The following is a 24,597-nucleotide window of genomic DNA, read 5'->3' on the forward strand; positions in this document are numbered from 1 at the left end:
CCCATGTCGATACCATTCCTGAATGTTGTTAAATCCAAACCGCAGAATACTCTATCCAAACCGACAGGGGGGCTGGATACGACACGACTGATCAATACCATTACCAGCGATCTGGTGGGCATGATTTATCGTTGCGGGGTCGATGAGCTAGGAATGATGGAATTTGTCAGTGAGGGCTGCCTGAAATTAACTGGATACCGGCCAGATGAACTGATTTTCGACAACCGCATTTCCTATGGGCAGATCACCCATCCAGACGACCTTGCGCGCGTAAATTCGGCAATTCACGCCGCGCTCAATGAGCAGAATAACTATGAAGTGGAATATCGCATCATCCGTGCCGACGGTTCCATACGCTGGGTATCAGAACGCGGCGTTGGCGTCTTCGATCACAACGTGCAGCGCATTGCTATCGAAGGTTTTATCCAGGATATTACTGACAGAATTTCCACCAATAAAGCCTTGCATGAAGCCCTGCGACGCTATCGCAGCATTTTTGAAAACGCCACTGAAGGCATCTTCCAAACTACGCCTAACGGACGTTATATAGATGCCAACCCCGCATTGGCGCGCATATACAACTACCCCAACCCTGATGCCATGATCGCTGCATTGCAGGATATTCGGCATCAACTCTATGTTAACCAGTCGCGCCGCGACGAATTCGTACGGCTCATGTATGAATCAGGCAATGTACGTAACTTTGAGTCTCAGGTTTATCGGCAGGATGGCAGCATTATCTGGATTTCAGAAAATGCACGCGCGGTCAAAGACGTGAATGACGTAGTGCTATTTTACGAAGGCACTGTAGTTGATATCACTGAGCGCAAACAGCATGAAGAAGAATTGCAATACCAGGCCAGCCACGACATTCTGACAGGTTTGCCTAACCGTATGCTGCTCATGGACAGGATAGAGCGGGCGGTCAGCAGAGCCAAGCGCGAAACACAGAAAGTGGCTGTCGTGTTCGTGGATCTGGACAATTTCAAGCTGATCAATGACAGTCTGGGGCATCATGTCGGTGACCGGTTATTATTGGAAATGGCATCCCGACTGAGTAGCTGTATCCGCAATCAGGATACGGTTGCCCGCTTGGGTGGCGATGAGTTTGTACTGGTGTTGACTGAACAACTGGATGAACCTGGTGTTACCCATATCATTCGGCGTTTACTGGAAATGATTGCCCAGCCCTGGACAGATGAGAGCCATGAATACTCGTTAAGCTGCAGCATAGGTATTAGCTGCTACCCGTGCGATGGCGACTCGGCCGATATATTGTTGCAATGCGCGGACATCGCCATGTACGAAGCGAAAGATGCGGGTAAAAACACGTTCCACTTCTACACACCAGAATTGAATCAGGCAGTTACTGAACGCCTTGAATTAGCCAATGATCTGCGTCGTGCTGTGGAACGCGAAGAATTTCGTGTCTTTTATCAGCCACGTGTTGATGTCAGTAGCGGTAAGATAGTTGGCGCAGAAGCGCTTATCCGTTGGCAACATCCGGAGAAAGGGCTAATTTCACCGGATAACTTCATCCCCATTTCAGAAGAAACCGGCCTGATCGTACCTATGGGTGAGTGGATATTGAATGAGGCTTGCCGGCAAAATAAAAGCTGGCAGGAAGCCGGGTTGCCGCCCATCAGTGTCTCGGTAAACCTGTCCCCAATCCAATTCCGTCAACCGGGCTTGATTGATGCGGTGACCAATGCGCTCAGGCAAACAGGTCTCAATTCCCGCTACCTGGAACTGGAGCTTACTGAATCATTCTTTATGCAGGATGCGGAACGCATCAATGTTGCCATCACCGCAATGAAAACACTGGGTGTGGAATTGGCCATCGATGATTTTGGTACAGGCTATTCGAGCCTGAGTTATTTAAAGCGCTTCCCGGTCAATCACCTTAAAATTGATAAAAGCTTTGTACAGGAAATCGACACCAGTCCGGATGATGCAGCCATAGTCCGCGCCATCATTACCTTAGGGCATGAACTCGGTCTCAAAGTGGTGGCTGAGGGTGTAGAAACCCTGGCAAATTATACCTTCCTGCAAGAACATAACTGTGATGAAATTCAGGGCTATTACTTCAGCCGCCCAGTGCCGGCATACCATCTGGAATTATTACTCCATAAACAAATGGCAGAAACATCTTGAGTGCAGTGCTTACTGTACCCGAACATTACGTGGGTGCCTGGCAACGCAAACATCTGGAAACCGAGGACGAAATCGATAATAGCAGCCATGTTTACTGGTTACAGTCTGCTGTGCTACATGCAGATATCCGCATTCCTGCCGATCGGCCCGCTTTTAAAGACAAAAAATCATTACACGATTTTTCCCGGGATGAGTTAACGCTATTGGCACGCCAAAAAGGCTTTGCTGGCGAAACCATAGTTGCAGGCAATAGCTGTCAGTGGCTGCGCCATATTGATTACCACCCACCCAGAGACAGACAGGATATGGGGTACATGACGTTTACCGGCAACCGCATACTGGAGACCGGGGCAGCTACCAATTATGCCGAAATTTGGGAACGCTTACCGGACAGTCTTGGGGACAATTACGCATTTAGATTCGAGGAAACAAATCTGGAACGAAGCCCAGCACAACCGCAAACAGGCATACTGGTGGTAACCGGTGATTATTTCATCTTTGCCCGGGACCGTGTCAGCGCACTGCCGACATCCGCAACACTGGATCGCATATTGTCAGAAGCAACGCCGGATCAACTCAATCTGTACGAGCTTATGGACTTCGAAATTTCATTCGGCCGAGTTGCCAAAGGCAATATACCGTGGGAAATCCAGCTATCCACCTTGCCATTTCGCGAAGGTGAGCCACTATTCACAGAATCAACATGGGCAGCAATAGTTCAGGCAAAAAACGGATGTATACAACATGAGCACGCATGGAACGGCGTGCTCTCACGCCGCTGGATCGTTGATCCGTCCTGTTCTTCTGATCAACAATTCTGCACTACTAACCTAGCAACTCCTTAATAGCGGCCTCAATATAAGCACTTTCCTTGGCAAACCTGCCAGGCGAGCCAGCGCAATGCCCAGCGGAAGAATAGATCGGCCGCAGCTCCGCATCGCGGGTAAGACTAGCCTCGATAGTATTTTCTGCCAGCGTAAAATACTGATCGTGGTCACATGGCATGACTATGGTCTTCGCCGTTACTTGCGACAATGCCAACGCCAGATCACCGCCAAATTTCTCATGAGCGCTGATATCTGCTTGCTCCCACGCCCACAATTTGGCTAACAGATTGTTGGCATCCCAGCCCAGATGATCCAGCTCCCAGTCCTCCAGCAAATCATCTTGCGTAGCGAAACCGATCTCCTTGAACCGCTGCTCGCGAAAGAACTCGGCTGAGTAGGCCCAAGGCATATACACCCGGCCAAACCCCCTGAGGCCCTTGGCTGGCGGTTCTACATAATAACCACCGGCAAAGGTGGGATCCATTTCCAGTGCTGCCCTCACCCCTTTCAGAAACAGCTGATTGTATGGCCAGCATCGGGTGGCACCGCAGACTGGTAACAGATTCTGCACCATATCCGGATACAACACGGCCCAATGCCAAGCCTGTACCGCACCCATTGACCAACCTAGCACCAGCTTCAGCGTGCTGACCCCGAGCTTGTCCAGTAACAGTTTCTGACAGGCAACATTGTCGTAAACCGTTACCTTGGGAAACCCACCACCCTGATAGCGTTCCAGCGTGTTGCTGGGGGAAATGGACAAACCGTTACCGATCAAATTAGGCACGACGATAAACCATTTTTCCGGATCCAGCGCACGCTGTTCACCGATGATGCGGGCATTGGATAGATGCGTCCCGGTGTAATAAGTGGGAAACAGGATGCAATTATCGCCCTGCTCATTCAGCTTGCCCCAGGTAGCGTAGCTGAGCCAGGCGTCATGCAGGGTTTCGCCACTCTGCAGGACAACATCACCAATATGTAACTGCTGGACGTCCATAATCAGAACAGTTTCAAATAACGCGCTTTTTCCCAATCACTCACGTGGTTGTTATAGCGTATCCATTCTTCGCTCTTGTAATCTATCCAGGTAGTAAACATGCTTTCCCCGAATACCGCTTTGGACAGTTCGTCCTGCTTGAACATGTCTATCGCCTCTTTCAACGACTGCGGCAACATTTTCACGCCCATAGCATCTAGTTCTTGCGGAGTTTTCAGGTACATATTTTCGGTATGCGGTTCACCCGGATCCAGCTGCTGCTCTATACCTTCCAGCCCCGCCGCCAGCACCATGGCTGCGCCGAGGTAGGGGTTACATGCACTGTCTGCTGCACGCAGTTCGATACGGCCACCACCTTTGGGGATGCGCAGTGTGTTGGTACGGTTGTTATCACCATAGCAGGCAAATACCGGCGCCCAGGTAAAGCCGGACATACTGCCACGCAATACCAGACGCTTGTAGCTATTCACCGTCGGTGCAACCACTGCACATATCGCCGGCAAATGTTTCAGCACACCAGCCATAAACTGATAACCCAGATTAGATAAATTGCAGCCACGTGGATCATCTTCAGCTTCAAACAGATTCTTGCCTGTTACCTTATCCGCAAGCGACATATTGAAATGCGCGCCACTGCCGGCTCGGTCGCCATAAGGCTTAGGCATAAAACTGGCGAAACCGCCGTGACGGCGCGCAATTTCATTCGCCATCAGTCGGAAGAACACAAAATTATCCGCCATGGTGAGCGCATCGAAATATTTGAAATCAATTTCAAATTGACCAATACCATCTTCATGGTCCAGCGAATACACGTCCCAGCCAAACTGATTCATGGATTTGACCAGTTCCCGCATCCAGTCCATGTTATCCAGCAGACGCGAAACATCGTAGGCTGGTTTTTCCAGATGATTGCGTGTCGACAGCGGTGAGTAGCCGCCATCCGCGTCATCTTTCAGCACAAAAAATTCAGCTTCCATGCCCAGATTCATGCGATAACCCATGGCATCTGCCTTAGCCACTACATTTTTAAGTATGGTGCGGCTGCACGCTGAAAAAGGTTTACCTTTCGTCCATAAGTCACTGGCAAACCAGGCAATTTCTTTATCCCAAGGCAGAATTTTGCATGAAGCAGGATCGGGATGTGAGGCAACTTCCTCATCACTAACATCCTGCGGCACACCTTCCAGCGCTGCACCCGTGCATAACTCGGAACCGGACATCATGCGCTTGTAATGAGCAATCGGCACCATTTTAGACTTGGATACGCCATGGATATCCACATAGCTGGCCAGCATGAATTCCACGCCAGCAGCGGCCAATGCTTCAACGTCATAGCCAATATTGGCTGGCTGAGTAGGTATCGTCATTATTTCGTTCCCTTTCGCAACTTAAAGTAAGAACCGCATATGCAGCACGGCAACATTTATTTTGTATTCAGATACTCACGCCAGTTACCCAAGTGAGTAATATCCACCGCATCCACTACCGCATAACTTTCGCAAACAAAGCTTAATACTGACTCGCCATTCGCCAGCGTAATTGTCCCTATGCCTAATGGCGCAGGGATACCTGCTACAAATGAGCCGAATTCGCGTGCCGGCATTTCCCACACCTCAACTGCAATTGCACCACCCTGCTCGCCCGGTTTGACGCGTACCATACCCGGACGATATGGAGGTCCGCCAGGTAGCGCATAGAATTTGTAGTCTGGTGAACTGGTCGTGGTTTGCACCAATCGTGCGCCACGCTGAGTGAGCTGCCAATTCAACGGTAAGCCGGATAAATGTGCACCACATACGGCAACGCGTATCTGTCCCGATGGCAATAACGCTGGCAATGCTGCAGGTACTGGCTGAGCGATGCCAGTCGCCCCTAGCGGTGTTGCTACTGCCTGCTGGCTACGCGCTGCCAGATGCAGCAACGGCGCATCCTGATGTGTGGGTGCGACCAGTGTTACGCCAAATGGCAGACCATCCTGTTGGAATCCGGCAGGCACTGACACCGCCGCATAATCAAACAGATTCATGAAGTTAGTGTAATAACCAAGATTTGAGTTTAACTTGATCGGGTCGGCCTGCATCTCGGCGATGGTATATATTGTCCCTGCCGTTGGTGTTATCAGACAGTCCACTACGTCCCAAACCTTATTAGCCTGCTGCTTCAGTTCGCGCAAACGGTATTGGCCGGCAAAAGCATCCGCTGCGGAATAGCGTGCGGCGCCGCCGATGATTTCCCGCACGGGTGGAAACACTTTATCGGCATGTGCATCAAAAAAATCCTTGAGTGCTACATAACGCTCCGCCACCCAGGGACCGTCATACAATAGTCGCGCGGCTTCAAGGAAGGGCGCCAGATCAATCTCAACTGCCAAACCACCCAGCGACTGCAATCGCACCACCGCTTCACCAAACAGCCGTTCGGCTTCGGCATTACCGAAAAACCGCAACTGTTCTGCGCGCGGCACACCGAAATGAAATGTTGCTGCCCTGCCAAAATCGAAACCATGCGCTTCAACTTTACGTGAATAAATATCGCTTTCATCGGCACTGGCAGCAGCCGCGACTACTCTTTCCGCATCTTCTGCAGTCAGCGCAAATACCGATACCACATCCAGTGAACGGCAAGCTGGCAACATCCCGGTCGTCGATAGCCAGCCACAGGTAGGTTTATGCCCGACCAGATTATTGAATGCTGCAGGCACGCGCCCTGAGCCGGCGGTATCAGTTCCCAGACTGAAACTGACCCAGCCTTTGGCAACGGAAACTGCTGAACCAGCACTGGAACCGCCAGAGATATATTCTGGATCAAACGTATTACGACAGGCGCCGTAAGGCGATCGGGTACCATTAAGTCCAGTTGCAAACTGATCCAGATTAGTTTTTCCAATAGGAATAGCACCCGCATCAATCAACCGTTGCACGACTGCGGCACTTTGCTCAGGCGTATAGGCAAATTCCGGACACGCAGCCGTAGTCGGCACGCCAGCCAGATCAATATTGTCCTTGATCGCAAACGGAATACCGTATAACGGCAACTGTGCCGGATCCTTGTCTGCCAGCGCATCCGCATACGCATAGAGTTGCTCAGCGGATAATTGATAGATCCAGGCATGGTCTTCATTATTCCCGGCAGTACGTGCCAGCACTACGTCGATCAGACCACGCGGTGTCAACGCGCCACTGCTATAAAGTGCGCGCAGATTGGTAATATCCAGACTCAAATTTTCCATATTATTCCCCCTGTATCACCAGTAAGTCTTGACCAGCCGAAATCTGGCTGCCTTCACGACAGTACAGACGGATCACTTTTCCGGCGGACGGCGCCACCACGTTGATTTCCATTTTCATCGATTCAATGATCAGCAGAGTATCCCCCGCTTGCACCATGTCACCCTCGGCCACTTCTATCTTCCAGATATTCCCGGCCACATGCCCGGCGACGGCACGACTGTTAGGTGGCAAATCCAGCTCGCTATCGGTTGACGCTTCGGCTACCGTAACATCGGACGCATAATCTGCCTGTCCATTTGCCTTCCAGCGCTCACGCTCTGCATTGAAAGCGATCTGCTGCTTCTCCCGAAACGCAGCGATAGCGGTATCGTTATCTTGCAAGAATGTGTTGTATTCGCGCAGGCTGAATGTCGTTTCTTCCACCTTGAGCTTAAACGTACCCGCGACAAAGTCTTCGCGCAGTTTCAGCAACTCATCTTCCGACACTGGATAGAAACGAATCTGGTCAAAGAAGCGCAGCAGCCATGGTTTGCCGTCGATGAAATCAGCAGTCTGCTTGTAACGGTTCCACATCTGTATGGTGCGACCGACAAACTGGTATCCGCCAGGACCTTCCATGCCATATACGCACATGTAGGCGCCGCCGATACCCACCGCATTCTCCGGCGTCCAGGTACGTGCCGGGTTGTACTTGGTCGTTACCAGTCTATGCCGCGGATCCAGTGGCGTGGCGACTGGTGCGCCAAGATAGACGTCACCCAGACCCATCACCAGATAGCTGGCATTGAATACGATTTCTTTCACCTGTTCGATGCTGTCCAGCCCGTTCATACGCTGAATGAACTCAATATTGCTTGGGCACCATGGCGCATCCTTACGCACCGATTGCATGTATTTTTCTATGGCCAGACGAGTAGATGGGTCATCCCACGACAATGGCAAATGCACGATACGCGCAGGCACGACCAGATCTTCGATATTAGCCAGTGCAGATTCCGCCTCGGTCAGTGCAGCCATCAATTCCGGCAGCGGCAGTAACTGATTGTTGTAATGCACCTGCAGCGAACGAATACCAGGAGTCAGATCAATGATACCTGGCACATTCTTCTGTTGCAGCCAGGTCATTAGCGCATGCACGCGGAAGCGCAGGTTAATATCCAACACCAGCGGGCCGTATTCCACCAGCAGGTATTTGTCGCCAGCAGGACGATAGGTCACAGCAACCTGGCCGTCCTGTTCTTCAATACGATGCAATACTGGCGTAGATGTTGCCAAGCCGGCAGTATCAGCATCAGCTGTTACTGTGGCTGCCAGAGTCTTGATAGCTGAGTCCTGAGCCAACTCACGCTGCATAGCCTCAGCCAGCCCGATACGCTTGAAGCGCACGGTATTGCCTGGACGCAACTGTCCCATTTTCCACAATTCAGCTTGCACTATGGTTGCAGGGCAAACGAAACCACCCAGACTAGGGCCATCCGGCCCCAGTATGACCGGCATATCGCCAGTAAAGTCGACCGCGCCGATAGCATAGGCATTGTCGTGAATATTGGAAGGATGTAAGCCCGCTTCGCCGCCATCGGTCCGTGCCCATTGTGGCTTGGGTCCGATCAGGCGCACCCCGGTACGACTGGAGTTGTAATGCACTTCCCAGTCGGTAGAAAAAAACATGTCGATATCAGCATCGGTAAAGAAATCCGGTGCACCATGTGGACCGTAGAGCACGCCGATTTCCCAATGGCTGTGGTATTCAGGGATCAACGCGCTATCCAGCACCGTATCGACTGGCACCGCGACAGATGTTGCACCCAGATGCAGCACGTCGCCGACGCGCAACGTACGACCAGCATGGCCGCCGAACTGCCCCAGAGTAAATGTCGATTTACTGCCCAGATAATCCGGCACGTCAAAACCACCCGCCACGGTCAGATAACTACGGCAGCCATCACCCTGGATGCTGCCCAGGCGCAACACGCTACCGGCCTTGACTGACAACGCGCGCCAGAATTCCAGCGCCTCGCCATCCAGTTCGGCAGTCATAGCTGCACCTGTCAGGGCTATCACGCTATCGCGGTTAAAGCGCAATGTTGGGCCAGCTACGGTTAACTCCAACCCGGCAGCGTTATCATCATTACCCAGCAAGCGGTTACCCAGACGGAATGCCAGCGCGTCCATCGGCCCTGAGGGCGGCACGCCCACGTCCCAGTAACCCTGGCGCCCAGGATAATCCTGAATACTGCTCTGCACGCCGGGCTCCAGCACATCGATAGTCGCAGCCAGATAATGCAATGCATTCAGGTAGCGCGTGGTCTGTTTACCTTCAACAAACACATGATCTCGGATGATCTGACGCAGGTAATCCAGATTGCATTCAATACCCGCTATACGAGTGTCGTCCAGCGCACCTTGCATTTTGGCAATCGCCTGCTCTCTATCATCAGCAGTGACGATGATTTTTGCCACCATTGGGTCGTAAAATGGCGGTATGGTGCTACCACGCTCTACCCAGGTGTCAACACGGGCGCTGTCTGGGAAAACTGCTTCCGTCAACACGCCGCTGGATGGCTGAAAATTCTTGCCAGGATCTTCAGCATATAGGCGCACCTGGATCGACGCGCCACGAGGTGCAATGATTATGCTATCCAGCGCAGGCAGATCATCCGCAGCCTGACGTACCATCCATTCCACAAGATCTATACCCGTTACTTGCTCGGTGACACCATGTTCTACCTGCAGACGTGTATTTACTTCAAGGAAATAGAACTCGCCATTCTGCGCATCGTAGACAAACTCGACGGTACCGGCCGACTGATAATTCACTGCCTTGCCCAGTTGTACGGCAGTCGCCAGCAAACGCGCACGCTGAGCGTCCGTTAATCCTGGCGCGGGGGTTTCTTCTATCACCTTCTGGTTACGGCGCTGCACCGAACAATCGCGCTCACCCAGTGCAACCACATTGCCTTTGCCGTCGCCAAAAATCTGCACTTCAATATGGCGTGCCTGCTCGACGTATTTTTCCAGATAGATACCGGCATCCTTGAAGTTGGCGCTGGCAAGACGCGCTACCGACTGGAATGCCTCAACCAGCTCATCCGCACTCCAGATCAGGCGCATACCGATACCGCCGCCACCTGCCGTGCTTTTGAGCATGACCGGATAACCAATGCGTGCGGCTTCAGCCTGCGCATGTCCAGCATCGGCCAGCAGACCGCTACCCGGCAATAAAGGCACCTGATTCTGCTCAGCGATTTCACGGGCAGTATGCTTGAGGCCAAAACGGCGCATCTGATCTGGTGTTGGGCCGATGAATACGATGCCAGAGGCAGCACAGGATTCAGCAAAAGCGGCATTTTCAGAGAGGAAGCCGTAGCCAGGATGGATGGCTTGTGCACCCGTCTGTTTCGCGACTTCGAGTATTTTTTCTGCGCGCAGATAGCTTTCAGCGGCAGGGGCTGGCCCTATACACACCGCTTCATCCGCTTGTGCTACATGCAGCGAATGCGCATCGGCTTCCGAATAGACGGCAACCGAGCGTATTCCCAGCTTTTTCAGTGTGCGGATAATGCGGCAAGCAATGGCACCGCGATTAGCTATCAGTCCTTTATCAAACATGGTGTTCTTTCCATTCCATGACGGGTCGTCCCATCATTATTTTTGTTATTGCAGGTCGTCCTGCAGCCATCTCAATTCCAGATCAGCAACTGAACTGGTGTCGGGTTATAGCCATTACATGGGTTATTCAACTGCGGGCAGTTCGAAATCAGCACCATCACATCCATCTCGGCTTGCATTTCCACGTATTTACCCGGAGCGGAAATGCCGTCTTCAAACGTCAGCTTGCCTTCTGGGGTCACTGGCACGTTCATGAAAAAATTGACATTGCTGGTGAGGTCGCGCTTGTCCATATGACAATTGCAATGGCCTAGCGCATGCAGGAAACTGTCGCGGCAACTGTGCATGAATTTTTTGCCAGTTTCATAGCGCACGCTGTTACTCTCCGCCGCGCAGGCACCGCCCAGCGTGTCGTGACGCCCACAGGTATCCGCAGTAATGGTTACCAGCACGTTACCCTCACTGGACAATAGCTTGGAGCCAGCGGTCAGATAGAGATTGCCCTGCGCGCGTATGGTATCAACCGCGCTGTAACGGTCAGTGGACTCATGTGCGTTATAAAACAGGGTATCGACGGCCTGATTGCCTTCCAGATCCAGAATGCGGAATGTTTGCCCCTTTTTGACCTCATGCAACCATGGTTCGCCTGCAGGCACGATTTCGTCGTACACCGCGTCTTTAGGATCAAATTTACTTTCTACGATAGCCATTTTAGAGCCCCTCTCAACGGTACAACAATTCAGTGTTATAGAAGCCGCGCTGGTTTTCCGGACGGAAATTGCGGCAATAATCATCAGCACCAGGCAATTCAGAATGCCATGCGGTGAGCTTTACCGGCTTAGGCTGATATTGCGGATTCGGATCCAGTGGGTGCTGGGTAGCCGCAAGTACAACCAGCGTATCCATTTCAAAGCGCAGATCAATATAATCACTCGCTACTGAGTTATCGGGCTGGAACATCAAGTTGCCGTCTTCATCAGCACTGACTTTACTGAACAGATTGATATTTGCCACGATGTCGCGCTTGCCCAGACCCCACTTGCCGAGCTCGATCAAAAAGCTGTCACGACCATTGCGATACATCGCATTCAAGTGAGTCTGGTAACGCGCTTCGCCGTACTTGGCCAGCACCTGGGCAGCGTCAGTCATGCCGCATACCGTGTCATGCCAGCCGCAACTATCCTCGGTGATGGAACACAGCACGCGGCCCATGTCCGAATAGCATACAAAGCCCTTGGTCAGGTGCGCGGTATGTTGCGCCTTGAGCGTATCGGCCATGTTGTAACGCTCCAGTTTTTCATCCTGGCTGTAAAACAGCACCGACAGGTTGGCTCCGCCTTCGATATCAGTAACGCGCAACGTGGTGCCACGTTTCACATTAAATGACCAATGCGCGCCACCGGGAATAACTTCTTCCCACATCACACTATCTGGACTGTATGTTGTATTTGCTGATTTCATATTGCTATCCTCTTATGCTGGTTAATACTTGCAACTAGACTGCTTCGCTGCTTTCGGCCTGCCGGGTCATACGTTCCAGCAAATCCGTATCTGTGTGCATGCCGGAAGTTTCCCGAATACGGGTCAGGATTTCCTTCTTTAACGCAATGAACTCAGGCGACAGTTTCATCTCCTGATTACGCTTATCCGGCAACGGCACATCGTAAATCGTGTCGATACGCCCAGGACGTGGCGCCATCAGCACGATACGCTGACCAAGATAAATGGCTTCTTCCACATCGTGAGTCACGAACACGATGGTGGTTTTTTCCAGATTGAACAAATGCAGAATCAAATCGTGCATGACTTCCCGCGTCTGCGCATCCAGTGCACCAAACGGCTCATCCATCAACAAAATCTCCGGCTTGGGCAATAAGGCACGTGCTATCGCCACGCGCTGCTGCATACCGCCAGAAAGCTGGTTGGGGTAAGCCTTGGCTGCATGCGCCAGCCCCATCAGTGATAACAGCGCATCAGCACGGCCTGACGCCACCTCAACTTCAGCGGAGGTCGCGCCTTCACGGTTGACCTTCAGACGCCGACTGAATTTGATGTTATCGACCACGGATAGCCACGGATAGAGACTGTAGTTCTGAAACACCATGGCTCTGTCCACGCCGGGGCCTTGCACGGCTTTATCATTCACCTTGATTTCACCTGAGCTGAGCGTTTCCAGCCCACCGATGCAGCGCAATAAGGTGGATTTACCGCAGCCTGAAGCACCGACAAAGGTGACGAATTCGTTGGCACCGATGGACAGATTTATATCCTGCAAAGCCACCACATCCTGCTTGTCTGTACTGAAAACCTTGCCAGCAGCACTAATTTGAATTTTGTTGGCCATGTTCATTCGCCTATTTGTTATATAACCAGGGGAAACTCTTGCGATGCAAGAGACGGAACAGTTGATCCATTACCAGCCCGATCAGCCCAATCAGAATAATGCCGGCAAAAATCTTGTCCGTTTGCAGGAAACGCTGCGCCTTGAGGATGGCATAGCCCAGGCCTGAGTTGGCTGCCACCATTTCAGCCACCACCAGATACGTCCAGGCCCAGCCCATGGTAATACGCATGGTATCGAGCAAGGCCGGTTTGGCAGACTGGAAGACGACCAGCGATACGATTTCTTCACTGCCGGCGCCCATGGTCTGCGCTGCTTCAATCTGCGCCATGGGTACGCGACGGATATCCTCTGCGACCATCAATACCATCTGAAAGAAAGTACCGATCCAGATAATGGCTATCTTCGAGCCTTCATCTATACCTACCCACAACATGACTAACGGAATGAAAGCAACTGCAGGCATATAACGAATAAAATCGGTCAATGGCTCAAACAAAGCCTGCATGGGTCGATACGTACCAATCATCACGCCCAACGGCACAGCGATCACTGCCGACATAAGAAAACCCACCGTAACCCGATAGATACTGATCCAGGCATCACCCATGAGATTGTCATCTTCAAACCAGTGATATACGCGTGTCAGCACATCCATAGGGCTGGGCAGAAATACCTTATCCATCACCCCGCTATTCGCCAGTAACCACCACCCGACGAAGGGTGTGATCAACCCTATGGCAGCAAAAAACAGGAATTCCCTGCGGTTCAAATAACCACGAATCGTCCACAGCTTGCGTTTACGCGCTGTGATTTGGATGGAGTTTTGATTGGTCGCTGACATATTCACCCCTGCCGCTCAATTAACGACACTGGGAATACAATGAACAGTTGGGTGTATCCACGGTTTGGCGACATAACTGCGACTCCTTGAAGGATTAAATAGCGAGAGGCTGAAGCGACAACAGATCGCAACCTCCCGGGCTTTTATCCCTCCGTGGAATCCCAGCTAACTGAGACCGGACAACTCTCGGACCAGACACCCCATTGCTGGAATCGGAACCCTAGATGCCCTAATGACAAAGGCGACATCGACAACTGCGCCTCTCTTGAAAACAATTTAGCAAATTGCGTGCCAAATATTTAATTCATTATTTTCATGCATTTATTTACACACTGGTTTGGTATCTTCCATAACTTCAATTCAGCTACGCATTAAAATAGAGCATTAATCAGGATAGGCACCGATACGGTGCACGTACTTTGTGGCATTAAACGAGCAAACTTATCTGGTGAAATCAACCAGATTCAGTATCCAGAAATCATTCATATGGAACTTCTGAAATTAATATCATTCTTTATCACATACAGAACAGCACATGAAGGACTCACGATGGACGCCTCAATCCCACTTCAAACATCAGCAGCACATGCTGCGCTTATCGGGCTGCGCACCTATCTAAACGATCAAATACTGGGTCAGGAAAATCTGGTCGAACGTCTGTTAGTGGGACTGCTTGCAGATGGTCACTTGCTGGTAGAGGGGCCGCCAGGGTTAGCCAAAACTCGGGCGGTCAAAGCCTTGGCGCATGGTTTGATGGCTGATTTCCGGCGCTTACAATTTACGCCTGACATGTTGCCGTCTGACCTGACGGGCTCGGACATCTATCGTCCTGAACAGGGCACTTTCCATTTCCAACCAGGTCCCTTGTTTCACAACCTGATACTTGCCGATGAAATCAATCGTGCTCCCGCCAAAGTGCAGTCTGCCTTACTCGAAGCGATGGGCGAACATCAAATTAGTGTTGGTTCAGCTACCTATCTCCTCCCCCGCCTATTTCTGGTGATGGCAACCCAGAACCCGATTGAACATGAAGGCACCTACCCATTACCTGAGGCGCAACTGGATCGCTTCATGCTGCACACGCTAGTTGACTATCCTGATCGCGCGACCACGCTTCGTATCATGGCACTGTCCCGACGCGAGACCAGGGATGCACAGGAATTACCGGTACCTGCCAATCCATTGCCACAGGAAACAATCTTTACTGCACGCCGGGAAATACTCGATCTCACATTAGCCGACTCGGTTGCCGAATATATTGCTGCGCTGGTCGAAGCCACGCGCATCCCGGCACAGTACAGCGCCAAGCTTGCTGAATGGCTACGCTGGGGTGCTAGCCCCCGTGCTGCCATTGCCATGGAAAGAGGAGCACGTGCACTGGCGTGGCTGGATGGACGTGATTATGTTAGCCCGGAAGATGTTCAAGCCATCGCTCCTGATGCATTACGGCACCGCTTATTGCTTAATTACACAGCCCAGGCTCGAGGTATCACTTCGCAAGATTGCGTGAATGAATTACTACGTCAGGTTCCCGCACCATGATACTGCCCGACATTGCCGAGCTGGTCACTCTACGTGGTGCCGCGCATGGACTCAGCTTACATGCACACCGACCCGCTTTAGCACGTCTACAGGGAGGGCATCGCAGTGCTCAACGAGGTCGCGGCCTGGAGTTTGAAGAGGTGCGTCTATATGCGCCCGGCGATGACGCCCGCAACATTGATTGGCGCGTCACAGCTAGACGAGGACAACTCCATACCAAACTGTTCCGTGAGGAACGTGAACGCCCTGTCTGGCTGGTAGTAGATTTACACCCGGGGCTATTTTTCGGTAGCCGTCATCAGCTTAAATCAGCGCTGCTACTGCGTTCGGCAGCCTTGCTTGCGTGGGTTGCCACGCTTGGTGGAGATCGTCTTGGCGCAATCATTGCCAATGATGAAGGTTTACCCGTTATATTTCCTCCTCGCGCCAGAGAAGCTGGCGTACTACCTGTGCTTCAGGCGCTAATTGATGCTCAGCCACGTGAGCCTGGCGAGACGAATAAAAACGGCTTAAAAGACACCTTAAACTCATTGCAACCCCTACTTCAACCGGGCAGCCTGGTACTTATACTAAGTGATTTCAGTGATGTGGATGAACAAGTTGAAATCACCTTATCTGGTATGTCTTTTCACAATGATTGCCGTTTATTGTGGCTAGTTGACCCTATAGAAAGTGCCGGCCTGCCTGCAGGCAATTACCGGGTTGGCACACCAGGGCGGCTTTGGTGGCTTGATGGTGAACTAAGCCGTAGCGTATGGCAGAAAAAATGGGCGGCGCGGGAACAACGCCTTAACGAAATTTCCCAGCGCCTCAATCTGCCATTGACGCGTCTGCACACTCAAAATCAAGTAGCAGATAGTTTGCCGCCTTTACTACGAGAGCCAACATGGTCAACATGAATAAAGACTGGCTCAGTCAACTGGCGCCTGCTCACGCGCCTCCTCCACCAAGCTGGTGGCCTCCTGCTCCCGGATGGTGGGTGTTGATAGTATTAATACTTTTGATTGCTGGCGTGCTGGCATATTTACACAAAAGCCCCGCAAATCAACGCCGACGCATTGCTTTGCGTAAACTCAAGCTACTAGAAAACCATGAGCAAGATGATCTAAAACTGGCAAACGAATTAACGCTTTTGCTGCGCCGCTACGCACTTGCTACCTACGGCAGAGAAGCGACCGCTGGTTTAAGTGGTGATGCATGGCTGGCATTTCTTACTAATCATGGCGCCACTGATCTAGCTGGTGACACAGGTCAGCGTTTGTTGCGCGCAGCCTATGGCAGCCAAGTACAAACTGACCGTATTCGCTGGTTAACAGGTGCCAGACAATTTTTGAGACGACACAAATGATGCATATCGAATGGCCCTGGATGCTCCTCTTCCTGCCACTACCCTGGTTATTCAGGCACTGGCTGCCACCTGCACAACCAAGTGGCGCCGCCCTGTTTTTGCCTTTTGCAGCCACTGTTAGCGACGCATCAACGTCAGCCGTCCGTGGCCTGTCGCGTACACGCAAGGTGCTGTTTATACTGATTTGGTCGTTGCTTATATTTGCTGCTGTTCGCCCTCAATGGTTGGGTGAACCTGAACCAGTTCCTACCACAGGCAGGCGTCTGTTATTGGCGGTAGACGTCTCAGGTTCAATGTCTACTCAAGACATGGCTGGCGATTACACCCGGCTCCAAGTGGTACAAAAGGTGGCTGGCGATTTCATTCACCGCCGATACGGCGACCAGGTAGGACTCATATTGTTCGGCACACAGCCCTATTTACAAACACCACTCACTACCGATCTGCACACTGTAGACCAATTTCTGAATGAGGCCATGATAGGCATGGCTGGGATGCAAACAGCGATAGGCGATGCTATTGGGCTAGCCATTAAAAGGTTGCAGTCTGGAACGGATAAAAGCAGCCATAAAGGTGATACGGTACTTATATTACTCACTGACGGCAGTAGCAACGCCGGTGCAATGCCGCCAATCGAAGCCGCTAAACTGGCTGCCACTGCTGGCCTGCGTATTTACACCATAGGCGTAGGTGCTGATGCACAATCTGGATTCTTTGGTATGGGCGGCAGCGATCTGGATGAGGACACACTTAAGCAGATTGCCCAAGTGACTGGTGGAGAATACTTCCGCGCCACCGATGCCACTGATCTAGAAAAAGTATATGCGCGCATTGACCAACTGGAACCCAGCGCAGCGCCGCAACAATGGTATCGTCCTCGTACAGAGCTGTTCCCATGGCCACTGGGCGTTGCCCTGCTACTCAGCCTTCCAGCTGTACTATGGAGAGTACGGAAATGGAATTGATCCAGCACTTCCATTTTCTTCGTCCCGCCTGGTTACTGGCGCTGCCACTGTTCTGGGGGCTAGGGATATGGCTGGCTCGACGCCACAACGAAAATGGTGACTGGGCTGGCATTGTAGATCCGGAGTTGCTATCTGGCCTGCTTCTGGACAAAGGTACGCAACGCCGTTGGACACCCTGGCCTTGGCTTGCCATCGCATGGACGCTAGCCATACTCGCACTGGCCGGGCCGAGTTGGCAGCAGGAGCCATCCATCGCCTATCGCGGCAATACGGCATGGGCACTGGTGCTGGACCTGTCACCTTCCATGGCCGCGACCGATTTGCAACCGAATCGTTTTACCCGCGCCCGTTATGCGCTGGATGACATACTCAATGCCGCAAAGGATGTACGGGTTGGTCTTGTAGCATTTAGTGAAGAGCCATATACAGTTACACCGATGACTGAAGATGTTGCCACGATACGTGCCCTGTTACCGCCGCTGGATCCGAGCATCATGCCAAGCGCCGGAGATAATCTTGCGCCAGCACTGATACAAGCCGCCAAACTCGCTGAGCAAAGTGGCAGCACTCACAGTGCGATCATCGTACTGACTGATGGATTCGCTGACCCAGCCGCAGCATTTGATGCAGCCAAAAAACTCAAATCACAAGGCATGTCAGTCAATGTAGTGAAAATAGGTACAGCTGCAGGTGTGCCACTTAGCCAGGCAGGAACCGGTTTTACTCAAAATGGGCAAGGCCAATTGAAGCTTGCCCGAGTAGACACACAGCAACTACAACAACTTGCATCCATTGGTGGTGGCAGTTATGTGGATCTGGCCCAATTACCTATACTCATCCACAATTTGCAAACACAGTCAGAACTGACCGGAAAAGCCAAAGAAGAGAAAAACATCAAGGTAGAAAACTGGCTGGATGGGGGTATATGGCTATTACCTTTGCTACTGCTGATCACCGCCCTATTAACGCGAAGGGGATGGTTGTGAAACGCGCTACGCTACTTATTATGATGACAGTCTGGACATCATCTGCATATGCAGAGATCACATGGGAAAGTTTGTGGCGCACAGCTGACCAGCGTGGCGAACAACTCATGCAACAAGGTAAAGCTGCGACTGCTGCCAGCACTTATAATGATCCACGCCGCAAAGCTTATGCTGAACTACAGGCTGGTAATTTCCCACATGCAGCACGTGATCTTGCTGCCTTCAATGACAGTGTTAGTAACTATAATCGTGGCAATGCGCTGGCTCATGCAGGTCAGCTGCAAGATGCAATCAAGGCCTATGATGCTGTGTTACGTGATGACCCCAAGAACAAAGATGCTCGACATAATCGGAATTTGGTCGCTCAGGCACTAAAAAAGCAACAATCCCAACCAAAACCAGGCGCAGATAAAAAAGACTCATCATCCGATAACAAAAAAGGCAACGATGGTCAGACCAGTACCCAGCAAAATCAGTCTGATACAGACAAGAATCAATCTTCCCAGAATTCAAAAAACCAGGACCAACAGAACAAACCAACACCTGATAAAAATAATGGTTCTAACCAGAAAACCAGCAAAGATCAGCAGCCATCCAATCAGACCTCATCCGGCAATGACGGTCAACCTGGCAAGGACAAGCACACTCAGCAAAACAATAATACTGCGAAGAAACTCGGTCAGGAACTACCGGCGAAACCTGCTAGTAACATGGATGCTCAGCCTCAAACCACCGATGCAGCACAGGCTAAGCAGGATGCTGCAGCTAGTTTGAACAAATCAAACACGAATAAAGCAGCAGTACGCGAAGTGTCACCGTCCAACACGCCCATCAGTGAAAAACAACTCGCACAGGAACAATGGTTACGACGTATACCGGATGACCCAGGTGGGCTGCTACGTCGCAAATTCATGATAGAACACATGATAAGACAGCAAGGAAGTAATTAATGAGACACGCATGGATTTTCGTTATTTCTATGTTCATGGCCGTTCTGAGTCAGCCGGCCTTGGCCATGATCAACGCTTGGCTGAATCAGAATCAGGTTGGGTCGGGCGAATCAGTTCAACTGACCCTGCAACATGAAGGTGAGACTGATAAGCAACCTGATCTTAGCCCCTTAAAACAGAATTTCGACATATTAGGCAATAGCACAGGTTCCAGCATACAAATCACCAATGGGAAGATGTCTGCAAAAATTCAGTCAAGCTTTATGCTGATGCCTAAACACAGTGGGAAAATAATCATTCCTGCCCTGCAATGGGATGGGCAATATTCATCTCCACTCACTGTGACAGTAGCTGACAACAACAATGCTGCGCAGGCAGGAAATACAAATCCTGGCAAAAAAACCGCTCACGCTTTCATCACCACTACAGTTGATCAGAAACAACCCTTCGTCCAGGCCGCTGTCACACTGATAATACGTCTTTATGTTGACGAGCCGTTGTATCAGGCAAGCCTGGCATTTGAACCCAATGACGACGTGCTAATCCAACAGACAGGTAAAGATCAACAGACGACTGAAACTCGCAGTGGTCAAACTTATCAGGTGATTGAACGCAAATACATGTTATTTCCGCAACGCAGCGGTCAGATCAAGCTAAATGGCCCCGTATTGAACGCACTGACACCGGATAGTCGTGCCCCTGACCCATTTGGTCAGGATCCATTTTTTAGTAATGTATTTGGCCAAAACCCATTAGCAGGCATGATGGGTGCCGCCCGTCCAATACGCATCCAGGGCGACCCGTTTATTTTAAACGTACGACCCCGTCCCACTGCGGCTACTGGTCATGATTGGTTACCGGCGCAAAATGTAACGTTGGACCAAACCTGGCAACCAGATAGTGGATCTATTCGCGTTGGGGAACCCATCACCAGACACTTGCAACTTAGTGCGCTGGGCGTTGCAGAAAACCAGCTACCGGATCTGAGTCAGCACATGTCCCTGCCAACTGGATTACGCGCATACCCAGATCAACCCAAATTAAATACCAGTGTGCAAGGCGATAGCATACTCAGCACACGCGACCAGAATATTGCCATAATAGCGAGCCAGGCCGGGCACTATGTGATACCAGCCATGCTACTGTACTGGTGGGACACGACCAAAAACATCCAGCGCGAAATCAGTTTGCCCGCACACACATTGGATGTGCTCCCCGCTGTCGCAACTACCGATGCAGAAGGTTCGCCACCAAGCCAGATAAATGCTACGACCGCATCACAACCAGCTACGCAACTGTCACCTTCACCGCAAAATACTGCAAGTTCAATGACCGGCTCTTCTTGGATATGGATCAGCCTGGGTTTAGGCGTACTCTGGTTAGGCACGATGTTTATATGGTGGAGAGCTTCCTTGCGCAAGCCGAAATATCCTGGAAGTGGGGACACCCAGCCTGCACAACCAATCATAACAAAAACACATGTTGCTGATGCGCGTAAAGCCTTCCAGCAAGCCTGTCGAGATAACAATCCACATGCAGCGCGACTTCATCTAATCGAATGGGCTGGCGCTATCTGGTCTGACGAAGCGCCAATCGGACTCAAATTCATCGCTGAACGACTGGACGACAAAAAATTGAAATCATTACTGGAGCAACTTGATCGTGCTTGCTATACCGTCACAACATGGGAGGGAGCCGCTTTACTGGAAGCACTTAAATCACTATCTGATAAGACCAAACCAGCAGCCAGAACGTCATCGGAGCTACCTGATTTATATCCTGGCCACATCAAGTAAGACATCGATGCATACCGGCTTACACATTTAAATACTGAAAACCTGTCCCTGTATCAACTGCAGAGGTACATTATCAACAGCATGTAAGTCTGATATTTCAAGCATGATGGTGTCTTCACGCCCTGGCTTGAGATGCGTGATATAAATTGGAATAACGAGTTTGAGTTGCACAAGCTCATCAATCAAACTTTGCGGGGAAAGATGTTTGGACACCTCAGCAATGCCATGCTCGTCCTGTGGGAAAGCCGTCTCAATAATGAGTGCTTTGAGATTATCGATATGATTGATCCAATCCCACAGCGCCGGATTGGGACCAGTGTCACCAGAAAAAACAACGCTACCATCGCCGCTATCAAGCTGATAACCAACCGCAGGGACCGTGTGATTAGCCGGTAATGCAGTAATGGCACGCTGCCCTAATTTTACTGGCTGATATACGTCTATCGCTTCATATCGCAGATACGGGCGCTCTGGCGGCACTTCACTAAAGTCCGGCCATACCCGCCAGTTAAAGATATGCTCACGCAAAATCTCCAGCACGCCATCAATTGCATAAACCGTCACCGGACGATCGCGCATTGCACCTACGGAATCCAGCAGCAATGGCAATGCCAGAATATGGTCCATGTGACTATGGGTAATAAACACATGATCAATTGCAGTGAGCTGCGCCAATGACAACTGGGTCACACCGCTACCCGCGTCAATCAGGATATCGTCATCCACCAGTAGCGAGGTGGTATGCCGTCCCCCGCCTATGCCGCCGCTGCATCCGAGTACAGTGATCTTCATTTGCTTTCAAATACCCATACGCCATCCCAATGCGCAGCCGGTGGATGCTGGCGCAGATAGTCAATACGTTCCAAATAGATTTGATAGAGTAGTGTCGATGCTGACAATGATTGTGCCTGTTCTATCAGCACATGCAATTTGGCTTCCGCCATATCCCATGCCTGGGCACGATAATCGACCAGCACCGCCGAAAAAGCATTGGCCAATGCGGCTATTCCGGCATCCAGTTCAACACTCAGCCCCAATGGCTCGTAAATCGTCACAGGTTTAAGCTTGCCTTTTACCCTGACCAGATCCAGTTCAATAAATGCCATTTCCGGTAATGCTGCACGGGTACCCTCACCCACTACCATAGGCACGGCATATTGTTTGGTAATGCCTTCCAGCCGCGAAGCCAGATTCACTGCATCACCCATTACCGTATAAGCCATTCGGAATTTCGAGCCCATATTGCCGACACTCACCCGGCCGGTATTTACGCCAACGCCGATATGCAATTGCGGCCAGCCCCGAGCGGCGAAGCTGACGTTCAGCTCGGTCAGCGCTGCCTGCATCGCCATACCCGCCTGTACTGCATCGCGCGCATGCTGCGGATTATCCAGCGGCGCACCCCAGAATGCCATAACGCAGTCACCCATGTATTTGTCTATGGTGCCATGATAACCATGAATGACCGTCGTCATGCTGGTTAAGAACTCGTTGAGCAAATCTGACAATTGCTGCGGCGTCAGACTTTCAGAAATGGTGGTGAAACTGCGCACATCCGAGAACAGAATGCTAAGCTCTTTACTCTCGGAACGCATGTTGAATCGTGATGGATCATGGCTCATCTCATCCACCAGTTCAGGCGGCACATATTGCCCGAACAAGCCCGTAATCTGGCGCTTGGCACGGGTTTCCGCAAAAAATCCCCACGCCATATTCAGCACCATCAATCCAATGATCAGCACAACTATCGGCGCGAAACCCAACACCCAATTATGCTGCCAAGCCCACATGTTTGCCGCAATATAGACCGCCGTCAAGCTTAGGCTCAGTACTGCACCACGCAACGGTGTCAGTCGTGGCAGTACCCACGCCAATCCCACGCCGAGTACAATGAGCAGCACCAGTTCCAAGCCATTAGCAAAGCCCGGCTGATAACGTATATTACCATCCAGAATACCGGAGATCAGGTTGGCATGTATCTCTACGCCTGGGTAACTTTGCGCCACCGGAGTGACGCGCAAGTCCAGTAAGCCGGGCGCGGTGGTTCCAACTAAAGCAATTGCATTTTCCAGCAAATTGGCAGGCGCTAGCCCGGCCATGACATCCGCTGCAGATAAATAGGTATATCCGGGGTAAGCCCGATATGGCACCAGTGCAGCCCCCTGTGCATCAATCGGTATCGGCATATCATCCGCAAGTAACTCAAGATGGTGGGAAGCGGTCCACGCTGGCAGATCATGCGTCTGCCGTAATCGCAACGGTGTGCTTAATGCAGCACGTAAAGTAGCCAGAGACAATGCTTCATAAGCGGCACCATGGTAATCGGCAAGCATAGGCATGCGCCGGGTCACGCCATCAAAATCAGCCGTCATATTGAAATATCCGCTAGTTGCAGCAACGTTTTGCAACATGGGGATATTTGCACCGTAACCCTGATTGCGCGTGAAATCGCGATCCAGGCCTGCCAGGCTGGCACCAGTAAATACTGGTTGTGGCAATATGCCGGATGTTTGGGGGTAAGGGGTAAAGTAATAGCCCAATACGACAGGGCCTAAAGCCAGCGACTTTGCAAACAGCGCATCATAATCGAGCAATGGGCGCGCCATTTCCACGGCATGCGTAAACTGTTTATCCTGTCTGAATTGTGTACTCGCCAGTTGCTCTAAAGACGTTAATCCTGAACTGCGATCCGGCTCGGCAAATACAACGTCAAATCCCACCGCGGCAACTTGATAACGTTCAAATAGTGCTGTCGATAAACGCGCCATCTGATCCCGGCCCCATGGCCACCGGCCAACGCGTTTCAGGCTGGCTTCATCTATGTCGATAATCACCACACGCGGATCCTGCTCATGCGACATGGTAAGCAACAAACGGCTGTCGTAACTCCATGCCTCCAGCCTGTCCAGCATGTTCAGCGGTATAGCGCCTTGATTGTGTAACACCAGCAACACAGTGATCAGCAAACTTAATATCATGCGTGGCAGGTGTTTTTTATACATGAT

19 protein-coding genes and 1 riboswitch are annotated in these 24,597 nt (G+C 51.3%); of the genes, 9 read left to right on the plus strand and 10 right to left on the minus strand.

What is annotated here, in order from left to right; genetic code table 11:
- Positions 1 to 3: 3 nt before the first annotated feature.
- Both EJE49_RS12665 and EJE49_RS12670 read left to right on the plus strand, forming a co-directional pair.
- Positions 4 to 2,154, plus strand: a complete 2,151-nt coding sequence (locus EJE49_RS12665; protein WP_124951392.1) for a putative bifunctional diguanylate cyclase/phosphodiesterase — start codon at positions 4 to 6, stop codon at positions 2,152 to 2,154.
- A complete protein-coding gene (locus tag EJE49_RS12670) occupies positions 2,151 to 2,999 on the plus strand; it encodes a hypothetical protein (protein ID WP_124951394.1) in 849 nt (282 codons plus the stop codon). Before EJE49_RS12665 ends, EJE49_RS12670 begins: the two co-directional genes overlap by 4 nt.
- On the opposite strand, the gene EJE49_RS12675 is transcribed toward EJE49_RS12670, so the two are convergent.
- The 8 genes from EJE49_RS12675 to EJE49_RS12710 all read right to left on the minus strand — a co-directional run bounded on the left by EJE49_RS12675 (position 2,980) and on the right by EJE49_RS12710 (position 14,005).
- Complete coding sequence (locus tag EJE49_RS12675) at positions 2,980 to 3,981, minus strand: alpha/beta fold hydrolase (protein WP_124951396.1); 1,002 nt, start codon at positions 3,979 to 3,981, stop codon at positions 2,980 to 2,982. The two genes, EJE49_RS12670 and EJE49_RS12675, sit on opposite strands and share 20 nt — an antisense overlap.
- A gap of 2 nt (positions 3,982 to 3,983) precedes the next feature.
- A complete protein-coding gene (gene glnT, locus EJE49_RS12680; RefSeq protein ID WP_124951398.1) occupies positions 3,984 to 5,348 on the minus strand; it encodes a type III glutamate--ammonia ligase in 1,365 nt (454 codons plus the stop codon).
- A gap of 56 nt (positions 5,349 to 5,404) precedes the next feature.
- The gene (atzF, locus tag EJE49_RS12685; protein WP_124951401.1) at positions 5,405 to 7,210 is read right to left on the minus strand and encodes an allophanate hydrolase; all 1,806 of its coding nucleotides are present in this window, start codon (positions 7,208 to 7,210) and stop codon (positions 5,405 to 5,407) included.
- Between the two features lies 1 nt (position 7,211).
- Positions 7,212 to 10,820 carry an urea carboxylase gene (gene uca / locus EJE49_RS12690; protein ID WP_124951403.1) on the minus strand — a complete coding sequence of 1,203 codons (3,609 nt, stop codon included), beginning with the start codon at positions 10,818 to 10,820 and terminating at the stop codon, positions 7,212 to 7,214.
- 71 nt (positions 10,821 to 10,891) lie between these two features.
- On the minus strand, positions 10,892 to 11,530 hold the full coding sequence (locus EJE49_RS12695; protein ID WP_124951405.1) for an urea amidolyase associated protein UAAP2: 639 nt from the start codon (positions 11,528 to 11,530) through the stop codon (positions 10,892 to 10,894).
- Positions 11,531 to 11,543: 13 nt separating this feature from the next.
- Positions 11,544 to 12,281 carry an urea amidolyase associated protein UAAP1 gene (locus EJE49_RS12700; protein WP_124951407.1) on the minus strand — a complete coding sequence of 246 codons (738 nt, stop codon included), beginning with the start codon at positions 12,279 to 12,281 and terminating at the stop codon, positions 11,544 to 11,546.
- 34 nt (positions 12,282 to 12,315) lie between these two features.
- Positions 12,316 to 13,164, minus strand: coding sequence for an ABC transporter ATP-binding protein (locus EJE49_RS12705; RefSeq protein WP_189941898.1), 849 nt, complete (start codon positions 13,162 to 13,164; stop codon positions 12,316 to 12,318).
- Positions 13,165 to 13,174: 10 nt separating this feature from the next.
- Positions 13,175 to 14,005 carry an ABC transporter permease gene (locus EJE49_RS12710; protein ID WP_124951411.1) on the minus strand — a complete coding sequence of 277 codons (831 nt, stop codon included), beginning with the start codon at positions 14,003 to 14,005 and terminating at the stop codon, positions 13,175 to 13,177.
- A gap of 130 nt (positions 14,006 to 14,135) precedes the next feature.
- A riboswitch (guanidine-I (ykkC/yxkD leader) is annotated at positions 14,136 to 14,240 on the minus strand.
- Positions 14,241 to 14,554: 314 nt separating this feature from the next.
- Between EJE49_RS12710 and EJE49_RS12715 the strand changes: the two genes are divergently transcribed.
- Genes EJE49_RS12715 through EJE49_RS12745 form a run of 7 tightly spaced genes read left to right on the plus strand, consistent with a single transcriptional unit; the run spans position 14,555 to position 21,592 of the window.
- Positions 14,555 to 15,547, plus strand: a complete 993-nt coding sequence (locus EJE49_RS12715; protein WP_124951413.1) for an AAA family ATPase — start codon at positions 14,555 to 14,557, stop codon at positions 15,545 to 15,547.
- On the plus strand, positions 15,544 to 16,446 hold the full coding sequence (locus EJE49_RS12720; RefSeq protein WP_124951415.1) for a DUF58 domain-containing protein: 903 nt from the start codon (positions 15,544 to 15,546) through the stop codon (positions 16,444 to 16,446). The genes EJE49_RS12715 and EJE49_RS12720 overlap by 4 nt, the downstream gene beginning before the upstream one ends.
- On the plus strand, positions 16,443 to 16,895 hold the full coding sequence (locus tag EJE49_RS12725; protein ID WP_223246953.1) for a DUF4381 domain-containing protein: 453 nt from the start codon (positions 16,443 to 16,445) through the stop codon (positions 16,893 to 16,895). Before EJE49_RS12720 ends, EJE49_RS12725 begins: the two co-directional genes overlap by 4 nt.
- Entirely contained in the window at positions 16,892 to 17,860 is a 969-nt protein-coding gene (locus tag EJE49_RS12730; RefSeq protein ID WP_124951419.1) for a vWA domain-containing protein, read from the plus strand. Before EJE49_RS12725 ends, EJE49_RS12730 begins: the two co-directional genes overlap by 4 nt.
- The gene (locus EJE49_RS12735) at positions 17,851 to 18,846 is read left to right on the plus strand and encodes a vWA domain-containing protein (RefSeq protein WP_189941900.1); all 996 of its coding nucleotides are present in this window, start codon (positions 17,851 to 17,853) and stop codon (positions 18,844 to 18,846) included. The genes EJE49_RS12730 and EJE49_RS12735 overlap by 10 nt, the downstream gene beginning before the upstream one ends.
- A complete protein-coding gene (locus EJE49_RS12740) occupies positions 18,786 to 19,796 on the plus strand; it encodes a tetratricopeptide repeat protein (protein ID WP_189941903.1) in 1,011 nt (336 codons plus the stop codon). Before EJE49_RS12735 ends, EJE49_RS12740 begins: the two co-directional genes overlap by 61 nt.
- Positions 19,796 to 21,592 (plus strand): BatD family protein, encoded by a 1,797-nt coding sequence (locus EJE49_RS12745; protein ID WP_124951425.1) that lies wholly within the window; start codon positions 19,796 to 19,798, stop codon positions 21,590 to 21,592. The genes EJE49_RS12740 and EJE49_RS12745 overlap by 1 nt, the downstream gene beginning before the upstream one ends.
- Positions 21,593 to 21,619: 27 nt before the next feature.
- On the opposite strand, the gene EJE49_RS12750 is transcribed toward EJE49_RS12745, so the two are convergent.
- Positions 21,620 to 22,384, minus strand: a complete 765-nt coding sequence (locus tag EJE49_RS12750; RefSeq protein WP_124951427.1) for a 3',5'-cyclic-nucleotide phosphodiesterase — start codon at positions 22,382 to 22,384, stop codon at positions 21,620 to 21,622.
- The gene (locus EJE49_RS12755) at positions 22,381 to 24,594 is read right to left on the minus strand and encodes a CHASE2 domain-containing protein (protein WP_124951429.1); all 2,214 of its coding nucleotides are present in this window, start codon (positions 24,592 to 24,594) and stop codon (positions 22,381 to 22,383) included. Before EJE49_RS12755 ends, EJE49_RS12750 begins: the two co-directional genes overlap by 4 nt.
- Positions 24,595 to 24,597 lie beyond the last annotated feature (3 nt).

It is taken from the genome of Sulfuriferula thiophila (assembly GCF_003864975.1).
Lineage (GTDB): Bacteria > Pseudomonadota > Gammaproteobacteria > Burkholderiales > Sulfuriferulaceae > Sulfuriferula > Sulfuriferula thiophila.